The organism is Streptococcus mitis, assembly GCF_946190275.1.
Lineage (GTDB): Bacteria > Bacillota > Bacilli > Lactobacillales > Streptococcaceae > Streptococcus > Streptococcus mitis_DC.
This window is the reverse complement of sequence record NZ_CAMHZQ010000010.1, coordinates 61,821-72,824: the sequence shown is the minus strand read 5'-3', so window position 1 is coordinate 72,824 and position 11,004 is coordinate 61,821. Positions and strand designations below refer to the sequence as shown.

Below are 11,004 nucleotides of genomic sequence, written 5' to 3'. Positions count from 1 at the left end.
ATTTTGAACAATAAGCGTCAGCTGAGAAAGACCAAATACGAAAAATAAGTAAGAGAAGACTGCACTTATTTTGAATAAAAGTTGATACTTCTTCATATGAACTCTCCTTTGTAAACTCGAGACATCTCTAATATAAGCGATACTTTCCTAAATCCTTACTCCAAATCCTAAATGGTACTTGAGATTTCCTGAATGGTTAAATAGTGATAAGAAAACATGGATATATATGCTCTCGTTTCAAAAAATCACTGCCTCCCCAGATAAACCTGAGGAAAACAGTGATTCAGTTTTTAGGAATTAGGAATGAATACACGAAATCAATTTAGCTGATTATTTTTTGTTTTTCAAGAATTCATCGTATTGTTTTTGCATTTCGTTCAATACTTTATCGTAGGCACCTTCAGATTTCAATTTTTCCATCAATTCTGGAATAGCTTTATCTGGGTCTACAGTACCAGTGTTGATAGCTGTATCGAATTGTTGCATTGTGTTAGAGATTGCTGAGATTTCAGATTTCACATTGTCAGTGTTAAAGATGAATCCAAGTGCTGGAGATTCTTTAGCTTCAGCCAATTGTTTCTTAGAATCTTCGATTTGTTGGTCTGTAACGTTTTCGTTGATGTAAAGGATCCAGTTGTTACCAGTGTTCCATCCACCCATGTGAGTGTTTCCTTTGTAGCCATCAAGGACTTTAACACGGTTTTCTTTACCTGCAAGTTTTTCCCAGTTCTTACCTTCTGGACCGTAAACAAGACCGTTCAAGAGTTCTGGGTTAGTGTTCAAGAGGTTCAACACTTCCATTGATTTTTCTTTGTTCTTAGAGTTGTTTGAGATGACAAAGTTAGCAACTTGTGTTGTTTGGTTTTTCTTGATGAAGTTAGTGATTGGTTTGATTTGGATGTCTTTGTTTGCAACACGTGAAAGCAAGCTGTTACCGTAGTCAGCTGGTCCTACTGTTTCTTCACGAACGAACCAAGTATCTTGTTGAAGGTCAAATGAAGTGTCGCTTGTTGCTACGTCTTTTGGAATGTATCCAGCTTCATAGAATTTGTGAAGAGTCTTCAAGTGTTCTTTGAAACGAGGCACTTCGTAACGGTTTACGATCTTAGTAGTGTCCCCTTCAAGGTCGATAACGAATGGAAGTCCGTTTGGAACTGGGTAGTCAAAGTTATCAGATGGGATGAAGTTCTTAGTAACCGCAAATGGCACTACATCTGGAGCTTTTTCTTTGATTTGTTTCAAGACTGGTTCAAGTGTTTCATATGAAGTGACACCTGAAATATCGATACCGTATTTAGCAAGAAGAGTTCCGTTGAAGGCGAAGTTTTGAGATGATGCAACGTTGGCTGCAACTGGAACTGCGTAAATTTTACCGTTAATGCTGTTACCTTTGATGTAAGCTGGGTCAAGTGCCTTGTAAAGATCTTTACCTTCTTTTTTGTACAATTCTGTCAAGTCAGCGTAAGCACCTTTTTGAGCGTTTACAACATAGTTATCTGCAAAGGCGATATCATAGTTTTCACCAGATGATGTGATAACTGACATTTTCTTACCATAATCACCCCATCCAAGGTATTGGATATCCAATTTAGCACCAACTTTTTCTCCGATGATTTTGTTGGCATTTTCTAGCAATTCATCCAAGTTATCTGGTTTGTCACCAATTTGGTACATTTTGATAACAGTCTTATCACCTGAAGCTGAGTCAGCAGCTTTTTTGTTACCTGAAAGGTTTCCACAAGCAGCGAGACCAGCAGCCAAAGCGACTACACTAGCAGATGCAAAAGCATATTTTTTCCAGTTTTTCATGATAAAAACTCCTTTTTTTATTTTTAAACTTATAAACAATGTAATGATCTTAACTTCACGCAAGGGAAGTTTGGAAATGAGAAATATTTTTTCTCAACAAGCACTATTCTTTCACACCACCGATAGTCAAACCTTTTACAAAGTAGCGTTGGAAGAATGGATACAAGATTGCGATTGGAAGGGTTGCGACCACAACCATGGCCATACGACCTGTTTCTTTCGGTAGAGCAACGCCCAGTTGACCTGAAAGGCCGACTGCTTTGGCGATGTAGTCCATATTTTGTTGGATTTGCATGAGCAAATATTGCAATGGATACAAGTTATCACTCTTGATATAAAGAAGGGCGTTGAACCAGTCATTCCAGAAACCAAGAGCTGTCAAGAGCGTGATGGTTGCGATACCTGGTAATGACAATGGCAAACAGATTTGGAAGAAGATCCGTGCTTCACTGGCACCATCGATACGAGCGGACTCAAGAATGGCTTCTGGGATAGTCTTCTTGAAGAAGGAACGCATCAAGATGATGTTAAATGGTGAGAGAAGCATTGGAACAATCAAGGCCCAAACTGTATCACCGAGTTGAAGTAAACGAGTCACCACAATATAGCCTGGTACCAAACCAGCGTTGAACAACATACTAAGAAGGGCAAAAATCGTAAAGAATCTGCGATACTTAAAGGTTGTCCGCGAGATGGCGTAGGCATAGGTTGTTGTGATAAAAACGTTTGTAATAGTCCCCACCACTGTTACAAAGACTGAGATGAAGAGGGCTTGTAGGATTTTATCCTTAAACTGTGCCAAGAATTCAAAACCGTCTAAGCCAAATTGAGATGGGAAGAAGCTATATCCATTTTGCAGGATACTCTTTTCATCTGTCACCGAAATCACGATAACGAATACAAAGGGTAGGATACAAGATAGGGCGATCAAACCAGAAATGATACTGAAGAAGATATCCGCTTTCTTACTGAAGGAGTGAATGCCGACATTATCAATTTTTTCTTTTTTAATTTTCTTTTCTGCCATATTCTCCTCCTTTCTAGAACAAGGCTGAGTTTGGATCAACTCGTCTTGCAAGTAAGTTTGATAGGATAACCAGAATCAAACCGACAACTGATTGGTAAAGACCTGCCGCTGAAGCCATCCCGATATCCGCTGTCTGAGTCAAACCGTTATAAACATATACGTCCAAAACGTTGGTTACGTTGTAAAGCTGACCAGCATTGTGTGGGATTTGGTAGAAGAGACCGAAGTCTGCACGGAAGATATTTCCGACTGCAAGGATGGTCAATACGGTTACCAATGGTGTCAACTGCGGAATGGTTACATTGCGAATTCGTTGCCATTTGCTGGCCCCGTCCACTGTTGCTGCTTCGTAGTAGGTTGGATCAATTCCCATGATTGTCGCATAGTACATGACACTGCTATATCCAAAGCCTTTCCAAATACCTAGGAAAAGTATGAGATATGGCCAGATACCCAAGTCAGCATAGAAATTGATTTCTTTGAGACCAAGAGTTTCCAATAAATGGTTGAACACCCCTTTATCAATGTTTAGGAAGGCATCTGTAAAGAAACTGATGATAACCCAAGACAAGAAGTAAGGGAACAACATGGAAGTTTGGAAGATCTTAACCATTCTCTTAGAACGGAGTTCACTGAGGATGATGGCAATCCCTACAGATACAATCAAGCCAATAAAGATAAAGCCAAGATTGTAGAGGACAGTATTTCGTGTGATAATAAAGGCGTCTCTTGAACTAAATAAGAATCTGAAATTATCTAGTCCGACCCATTTACTATTCATGATACTATCTATGAAACCATTACTGGTCATGTGGTAGTCTTTGAAGGCAACCACGTTCCCAAATACTGGAATGTAGAAGAATAGAATCAACCAGAGTGCCCCTGGTAAAACCATCAAGAGAAAGATCCAGTTGTCTCTCAAGGTTTTTGAAAACTTATTCATAATTTCCTCCCTTTTTTATTTTGATATCCGTCTAAAAATTCCTTTTTAGACTTTTGATAACGATTACATTATTAGTATACTCCTATTTGCAGGTTAGGTTAAACTACTAATTATAGAAAAAACTCCACAAATTATTTTATGTGGAGTACTTTTGAAGAAAGGGATGTTTCACGGGAAACACCCTGCGCCAAGCAAGGTGTTCTTGTTTTAGGTCGTGTAAATCGTTGAAGCTGTCGCAATAGTATGCCACTGGTTGGCTGTTGTGGCTGCGAAGTCCTTGTCTGCGTAGAAGTCGTTAAATGGCAGAATTTCTACTTCTAGCTCGTCGATGCGGTCCAGCTGACCAGCCAGATAAGCATCGATGCGACTTTCTGCTCGCTTGATCCTCTGCAAGAGTCCACCCATGCGGATATCAACTGTGTCCAAGCCAAAGACCTTGTTTTCCTTCAACCATTGGTGGCTAAAGAGGGCATGGAAGTGTTCGATTTGGCTTCTGAGTTCTGGTAATTCTCGTCTTGCGATTTCTTGCAGACTTTCCTTATCGTTTACTTGATAGGCTTTACGAATACGTCGTCCCACATCCACTTTCCTACTTAAAATCTGGTTCAACTGAGCCTGAGTTTCAAAGAGGTAAGCATAGTTTCCTGCTTTTTCTTTAATATCAGCAAGCGTCTCAGCTGACTGAGCGAAGTGCGGTTTGTCCTGTTCAAGTGTCATGTGGCGGTCAAGAATCGGACAAAGAACATCCTGATAAAAAACATAGCGGTTAGGGTTGATACCACTGAGATTGCCTGGTAGATTTGGCAAGAGGTTGGCAAGGTCAATCTGCATGAAATCTTCGACCGATAGACCAGTATTGGTCTTGAAGTGAGCAGACAAACGGTCTAGGTCATTGCGATAGCTGAGTTCAGCCCAGATTTGCAAGCTTGGTAGGATAGAAAACTGGGCAGTTTCCCCACCATTGTCTCCCCAACCTGTCACGATAACTTCTTTGATGTCATTGGCACGACAGGCTTTATTGGCTTCAAGAGCGATGAGACGGCTGAAATGGTTATTGGGTGTGAAACCAATCCACTTCCAAGCACCACCTGCAAAGGCAAGGTCATGGCTAATCTTGTGATGGTTGCGGAAGTTGCGATTGTATTTTTCCTCGCTATCCTGATAATAGTCCCAGTAAACCAAAGTTACTCGGTCTTTGAGACGGTCTAGGTAGACACGCGTTTCCTCTGGAATTTCCACATCACGGTCGTACTGGCCATCTGCTGACATAAGTTTAAAGAACATATCGCTCCACATCTGGCAGTGGAAACCATATTTGTCAGCAATATCCAGCACGCGCTCCAAGTGTTGACACATGAGGAGACTACGATCCACAACACCGTTCAATATCAAGTAACGTCCCAAACCAACCAAGTGGGCTTCGTCCATCCCGATATTGACCTTGCGAGTTTGTAGTTTAGATAGAGTAGCAAACATCCCATCAATCAGGTTATAAACCTTTTCTTCGCCAATAAGGAGAATGTCCTCTACATCACGGAGTTCTTGCACTTCCTTGACACCCCATTTGACGAAGGCTGACAAGTGGGCCAAGGTCTGGATGCAAGGCACAAAGGTCATATCAAACTGCTGGGCATAGGCTTCGATTTCCTGCAATTCCTCAGCTGAGTAGGCTCCACGGAAATAGCCAAAGTAAGGCTGCCCTTCAATCTGGTAGGTATCTTCCATGTAGAGCTCAAAGGTTGAGTAGCCCATGAGAGCCAAGATCTCAATCATCTGCTTGGCAGAAGCGACATTCAGCACCGCATTGCGCGAACAGTCAGCCATATAGGCTAAATCTTCATAAGCCGCTTGCTCCTCAATCTCTACCTTGTCACCTTCTGCTATAACTGTTGCCAACAAGGACAAGGCACGGTAGAGTTGGTGAGGTTTGCGGTAAGTCAATTGATAGTGGCCACCCTCACCCTTGATAGAGATAGAGGCTTGGTCAGACTGAGCGACAGCTACCTCTACATCTGGTAGCGAAATGTGCTTTATCAGCCAGTCGATTGCCTGAGTTTGTTTGGAACTAAGTCCTGTAAATCTTACCATTGGTTTTCCTCCTGTAGCCAGTTGACAAGGGCTCCGTAGAGATTAGCATCTGCATGATAGGTGCAGGCTTGGATAACTGGGGCGACCGTGTATTCTTCGTAGGTATCGACAAAGTCTTCAACAGCTTCCTTGACACCTTGGATGAAATCTGGATTTTGACTGATAGAGCCTCCCAGACTAATGACATCTGGGTCGATGAGATACTGAATATTGAGCAAGCCTTGCGCCAGATTACGATTCATGCGCTCAATGGCTTCTTGACAAAGGGCATTTCCTGCTTCGGCCTCTTGGTAAATCTTGCGACCGTCCCAATCAGTCTGACCAGATTTTTCAATCACGTAGCGCACCATATTTCCAGTTGACGCTAGTTGCGACCAGTTGTTGAGCTTTTCAGCAGGGGCAAGGGTTGTCATGTAGCCAAATTCTCCACCCAAGCCATGGCGTCCTCGGTGAAGTCTACCGTTGATAATCATGGCTCCGCCAATCCCAGTCCCAATAACGACACAGGCTGCATTTTCAAGTTCTGGATGAGCCAGTAATTCACTGAGTCCAACGCAGTTGGCATCATTTTCTAGATGGACAGGAATCTGATAAGAACTAAGCGCCTCATACCAAGAAAATCCGTGAATGTAGGGCACCGCACTGAAGCCATCAATCACACCTGTCTCTTGATTGACAGCGCCTGGAACGCTCATAGCAATCCCGCTATAATCCTGTTCTGACAAACGTTGATCTAGCCAAGCTAGTAAGTCCTCCAAGTTTTCAGGCGTTGGAATGCTTGTCTTATTCAGTATTTTCCCATCAGGAGTCAGACTGGCAAACTTAATCCCAGTCCCTCCGATATCAATCGTTGCAATGGTCATTGTTTTTACCATAAAAAAGGGCGAATCAGCAGTTAGTTCTTACCTTTTCGCCCCTCCTTTCTATCTTGTAGTACTAGTTATCAAACACTTTCAAAATCTTAGATTTCTTCTTTTTGGATGAATTCTGTACGAATCTCTTGTGGTGAAATGAGGCCTCTATGAACTGGGTATGGTCGTTCAAGTAGGTCAAGGAAGAGATGTTGACTTTCCGGTACACGCACATTTTCATTACACATATTGTAGTAACGAAGGACATAGCCTTCTTCATTTTCAGCTACCTTAAAGGCTGTCGGACAGATTTGCGGTATGCTGAGAACAGAATGACTCAAGAGGCTACCAGTCGCAGCCACACTTCCTTCTTGTCTAGCAATCTGAATACTAGTAAATGGTGTCTGCAAGGCTTTAGCGCGACGATAGGCCGAAAAGCGTTCTTGGGCTTGATGGCATTCAAGCGCAAACTCTACCTCAAACTCACGCAAGCACTGAGCCTCTGGTGTTGGGAAGTAGCCCCAGTCACCCAGCTCACCTGATGCACGCAAAATAGTCACGGCAATGGTGTCGTCTCCAAGGATTTCGTATTCATTCAATCCCTTGTTTGATACAGTCACACCTTTTTCATCGTCATACAGACTGACAAAAGCTTGTTGGTGTTGAGGATTTTCAGGATTTTCCCATGAAGCCGCTGGTTTGTTTGGTCGTGTCACCACTTCATAGATGCTTTCGGAATCATTGCTTGGACGCGTGTTATGAGTCTTGACCAAGAGACGGATACGGTGATCCTTGGCAGTGTTAGTAAAGCGCGTCTTAAAGCGGATTTGTGGATTGTCAACAAAGACAGTCAACTCAGTTTCAAGAGGAATGCTTGTCAATTCTTCTGACCGTCCAGCCTCACGCTTCATAAATTCGATGATGCCTTTTTGCTCTTCTTCTAGCTTTTCATCGGCACTAACAGGCACTGTCAATTCATGTTTGAGCAAAATCTTAGCGTAGCGAGCTGTGTTTTCCAAGACCTCGTAACCCTTAAGCTCTGCATAGATGGGTTCTGTTCCTTTTGGTTGGAAATAGATATACTCGTTTCCGATATCACCACGGTCTTCGAAGCGGATAAAGTCTTCGTATGCTTCGTGAGTTGTTTTATCATAAACTGTGATGTTATCATCCACACTGACCGTTACAAATGGCGTATCAATTACTCCATTTTGGTAAATACCGTCACGGTGTTCTTGTGCTCCTTCCAGCAATTGGAAGGTTGTCCAAGAGAGCGGGGCTAGGTGAACGGGGATGGTCACGCGCACTTGACGGGCAATACGAGCTTGGCGGAACTTGTCTTTTGGTAAATCATACTCAAAATTAGCCCCAAGGTCTTCGATTTTAGCCTCCACAGGACGACCATCCAAGTCCTCTACACGGTAACTTGGCAAGGTTAAGGCAGCCATCTTCTTGTAACCTTCTGTTGGGTGCAATTCCTTGAAATCACAAGTCGCCACATCAATTACTGTGCTGACCGTATCAACCTTATCATGCAAGCCTGTGTTAATAACCGTAAAAAGATAATCACTTTGAGCCTTAGCTGTAGCGATTTTGCCCTTCCACTCGTTAAGAAGATTGGTCTTAACAAAGTTTCCTACTTGATTAACCTTGGCAAAACGTGTTTCCATCTCGCGATGAACCTCGTCCACGCTACAGCCACAGATACTATCATGGGGCGCGTTCTGCAAAAGTGTTTTCCAAGCATAGGTCAACTGGTCCTTGTGATTATGGCCACCAGTGATAATTGTTAATGGTTCCACCACTTGCTCTAGGAGGTTGCTATTTTCTTGGAAGGCTTGTTTGAGATAAATACGAGATGAAGAAGTGTTGGCAAGTGTGTACCAGCCGTCTGTTTCCTGACTGGTCAACTCACCTGTAACCGTTGATAACTGCTCTGGTAGGGCACTTTCCACGGCTTGAACATATTCATCAAAGGAACTATGAACAAAGGTTACATCTGGGAAGAGTTCATTTGCCACACGAATGGCTTCACTCAAATTTTTCTGGACAGGCTGATGGTCACAGCCGTTCATCATCAACCATTGGTTGGTCGAAGCATAGTCACGCACGTCTGATAATTTTTGTTTCCAGAAGGTCAAGACCTCATCTTTATCAACTGGAATTTCATTCCCATTACTGTACCAATTGGCAAAGAGAATCCCGAGGACACGACTACCATCCGCACCCTGCCAGTACATTTCTGAAAACTGGGAAGTAAACTGCTCATCTTCGAGGACTTGGTTGTCAAATCCAATCGGCTTCACACCACGACCAAAGGCTGCTACGTGAATCCCTGATTTTTGAAGGATTTGAGGTGCTTGCCCCATATTTCCAAAGGTATCTGGGAAGTAACCAATCTGGGTTGATTTGCCCCATTTTGCACATTCTGCTTGACCAATCAAGGTATTGCGGACATTGGCTTCACTTGAAATCAAGTAGTCATCCTGCAAAATGTAAAAGGGACCAATTTTAAGTTTGCCTTGGTCGATGTATCGTTGGACTTTGTCGCGATTTTCAGGGCGAATCTCCAAGTAGTCATCAAGGACAATGGTTTGACCATCCAAGTGGAAGCTCTTGAACTCAGGGTCATTTTCAAAGAGATCGAAGAGATTGTCAAATAATTCCACCAACTGCATACGGTGGCTTTCAAAAGGCAAGTACCACTCACGATCCCAGTGACTATGTGAGATAATATGTACAACAACATTTTCCATGAAGTAAAACCTCATTCTAAATTTAAATTTTTATTGTTAACGTTTTTGGATGTAAATTTGTGATTCTTTCCAAGAATCAGTTGCGCTAAAGCGAGCTCCTTAACGGATATCCAAGTAATCCAAGACCAATTCACAGAACATCATGTTGGCCCAAGAGAACCATTCACGAGAGTAGAGAGTTGGGTCATCTACGTGGAAGCTTTCATGCATAACACCTGTACCCCCATCGCAAGCAACTAGCTGATCCAGCAAGAATTTCTTCTCTGCCTTATCTCTTGTTGTCAAGCCTTGGATAGACAGAGCGATTGGCCAGATATAGCGATAGAAGGTATGAGAACTTCCGAGACCGCTAGCGTATTCTCCTTGGTAGAAATATGGATTTTCAGGGCTCAGAATAGTACGACGAGTTGCTTGATAAACTTCATCATCGACCGAACAGTAGCCCAGATAAGGCGCAGCCAACAAACTTGGAACGTTTGGATCATCCATGATGCTAGCATTTCCCAAACCGTCTACTTCAAAGGCATAAATCTTTTCGCCCTTGCTGTTGGTGGTATAAGCATAGTTTTCGATTCCTTCTTGGATTTCAGACTGGAGGCGCTTAGCATCAGCAATAATGCTCTCGCTATCAGCTAGATTCAATTCTGCAAAGATTTCTTGCACATAACCTAAGACAACGACTGCAAACATATTTGACGGAATCAAGTAACTATACTGACAGCAATCATCACTCGGACGAAAGGCTGACCAAGTCATACCTGTCACTGCAAAATCAGGTCCAAAGCCATCATTTACCAAGGTGTCTTCCTTACGGTCCGTATCTCGGACAAAACGATAAGGAGAGTTCTTGTGGTCTTGTTCCACCGTCCAAAGATGGAGAATTTCCTTAGTCGCTGCGACAAAAGTCTCATCAAACTGACTAGTATCGCCAGTCTCTTTCCAGAGGAGATAAGCCAACTGCAAAGGATAGCAAAGCGAGTCCACCTCATACTTGCGTTCCCAAATCCAGCCATTAAGGTCTGTATGGTCGGTCTCGTGGTGCCCCTTCCAGTTTTCTTCAATGTTGAAGGAGTTGGCATAAGGATCCTTGAGTATCAAGGTCATCTGACGTTTGACCAAACCTGCAACGGTCTGACGCAGGAGGGTATCTCTTTTGGCTACATGAAGGTAGGGCCTGAGTTGGGCTGTCGAATCTCGAAGCCACATAGCAGGAATATCTCCTGTGAGTACAAAGGTTGAACCATCTTCTAGGATTTCAACCGTATTGTCCAAGGTGTCTGTATAGCAACGCTCGAAAACATCCACCCACTCTGGATGGTCCTTAGCCCGCTCTGCTACTTCATCTAGCCATTCTCTAACAATTTCTTTTGAATAAATCATCGTGCAGTATCCTCTTTCAAACAAGTTTCATTTTCAGTATATAGCTTTTGAGACAGAAAATACATACACAAATGATAGTCATTTTTCTACAAAATTGCTTTCTTTTGAACCCCATATCTAAAGGCCCCATTTTTCTGATATAATGTAGAA

The 11,004-nt window shown here is 42.8% G+C and carries 7 protein-coding genes; all 7 read right to left on the bottom strand.

The window, feature by feature from the left end; translation table 11 throughout:
* Nucleotides 1-330: 330 nt before the first annotated feature.
* A complete protein-coding gene (locus N8M20_RS06530; protein ID WP_261079490.1) occupies nt 331-1,809 on the bottom strand; it encodes an ABC transporter substrate-binding protein in 1,479 nt (492 codons plus the stop codon).
* A 103-nt stretch (nt 1,810-1,912) separates the two neighbouring features.
* Nucleotides 1,913-2,836 carry a carbohydrate ABC transporter permease gene (locus N8M20_RS06525; RefSeq protein ID WP_023945674.1) on the bottom strand — a complete coding sequence of 308 codons (924 nt, stop codon included), beginning with the start codon at nt 2,834-2,836 and terminating at the stop codon, nt 1,913-1,915.
* A gap of 13 nt (nt 2,837-2,849) precedes the next feature.
* Nucleotides 2,850-3,779 (bottom strand): ABC transporter permease, encoded by a 930-nt coding sequence (locus tag N8M20_RS06520; protein WP_261041488.1) that lies wholly within the window; start codon nt 3,777-3,779, stop codon nt 2,850-2,852.
* Between the two features lie 207 nt (nt 3,780-3,986).
* Complete coding sequence (locus N8M20_RS06515; protein WP_261079489.1) at nt 3,987-5,867, bottom strand: beta-N-acetylhexosaminidase; 1,881 nt, start codon at nt 5,865-5,867, stop codon at nt 3,987-3,989.
* Nucleotides 5,861-6,730: an ROK family protein gene (locus N8M20_RS06510; protein WP_261079491.1), complete on the bottom strand. Its 870-nt coding sequence runs from the start codon at nt 6,728-6,730 to the stop codon at nt 5,861-5,863. The genes N8M20_RS06515 and N8M20_RS06510 overlap by 7 nt, the downstream gene beginning before the upstream one ends.
* A 98-nt stretch (nt 6,731-6,828) precedes the next feature.
* A complete protein-coding gene (locus N8M20_RS06505) occupies nt 6,829-9,474 on the bottom strand; it encodes an alpha-mannosidase (protein WP_261079488.1) in 2,646 nt (881 codons plus the stop codon).
* A gap of 99 nt (nt 9,475-9,573) precedes the next feature.
* Nucleotides 9,574-10,854 carry a glycoside hydrolase family 125 protein gene (locus N8M20_RS06500; RefSeq protein WP_261079487.1) on the bottom strand — a complete coding sequence of 427 codons (1,281 nt, stop codon included), beginning with the start codon at nt 10,852-10,854 and terminating at the stop codon, nt 9,574-9,576.
* Between the last annotated feature and the right edge of the window lie 150 nt (nt 10,855-11,004).